A 1,353-nucleotide genomic window follows, 5' to 3' on the forward strand; every position below is an offset into this window, starting at 1 on the left:
ATTGAAGGCCGAGAAATCGAGCTTGCCTGCAATCAGGAACAGCACGGTTCGCATGGTTTTGAAGCTAGCGTATCCGCGCGCCTTGCGCTTGGCAGCTTGAAACAGGCCGTTGATGGCTTCAATGAAGCCATTGGTCTGGCGCGTCTGGGCCCAGGCGACGATGCCGTCGAAATGACGAAGGATCATTCGTGCGACGTCCTTCATGGGTTCGACCTTGGAACGCATGACGTTGCTACACCACCGGCGCAACATCTTGGAGACGACGTGGATCTGCTTGCGATCGAGAATCTCGCGCAGCTGTTCGCGGTACATCCAGGCGCGGGCGGTGCGGTTGGTCGTGTACTGGCTGATCAGCACCTCGAGATCGGTCAGTTGCGCGAGATTCAGCTTGTCAGCATCTTTGAGCAGCGACCAGCGCATGCCCTTTAGTGCGGGATCGCTCCTCTGCTGCTCGCGGCGCACGCCATCAAGGGCTTTCGAGGCGTGCGCCACGACATGAAACTTGTCGAACGTCACGCGCGCATCGGGCAGATGCTCTTGCACGCCCTTGATGAAGGCGGGCGACATGTCAATGCTCACCGATTTGATCTGCGCAGGCGTTGCGTTATGTTGCTCGAGGTGATTGGCAAAGCGTTCGACCGCACCTGCATCCTTGCCTGGCGTGACAAAGACCACGCGTCTGGCGTCCATGTCGGCGACCAGCGAAACATAGTCGTGGCCCCGTCGGCACGAGGTTTCGTCAATGGACACCGCAGTGACTTCGGACAGGTCAGTCGCAGCCACCGCCAGGTCCACGTAACGGTCACAGATGGCCTTCACGCGATGCCACGACAGGTTCACCAGGCGCGCTACCGCCGCAAATGTCATCTCCCGGCACAGCGTCAGCACGAGCGCTTCAAACAGCAGCGTAAAGCCATCGAGCTTCCCCATCCAGTCAGGCTCCACGAGCCGCACCGAGCCGTCCGGCAAGCGCACACGCGGCACACGCACCTCCAGGTAACAGTCGAACTGAAAGAAATTGAGGTGACGCAGTCGTTTGATGACCGTGTCGTGCACCGGGTGTTCGCCCGGCACCCCGGGGTAGGCAAACCGGCTGCCCGCGACAAAGTCCACCGCAATCGTCAGTTCCGTGCCGAAATCGACACCTTGCACATACCACGGTGCCTTGATTCCCAGGGCGGCTTCAAACAGTTGGGTTTGGCTCGTCATAGTTCGCGTTGTCTTGCAGGGCTGGTTGCAGCATTCTGCCGCAACCAGCCCTCTGCCAGCTTGCTTGCGCCACGCGCGTCAAGCGTTCGCTTCGCCGGGCTGACGCCCGCACTTGACCCGGCAACCACCCACTCGAGATTCGAA

General features: G+C 60.3%; 1 protein-coding gene. It reads right to left on the reverse strand.

Annotated features, from left to right (window positions below; genetic code table 11):
• Positions 1-1,209, reverse strand: a 1,209-nt coding sequence (locus AB4Y32_RS40310; protein WP_368726562.1) for an ISL3 family transposase, incomplete at its 3' end; no start/stop codon positions are given.
• Positions 1,210-1,353 lie beyond the last annotated feature (144 nt).

Origin of the sequence: Paraburkholderia phymatum (assembly GCF_040965635.1) — a bacterium.
Lineage (GTDB): Bacteria > Pseudomonadota > Gammaproteobacteria > Burkholderiales > Burkholderiaceae > Paraburkholderia > Paraburkholderia phymatum_B.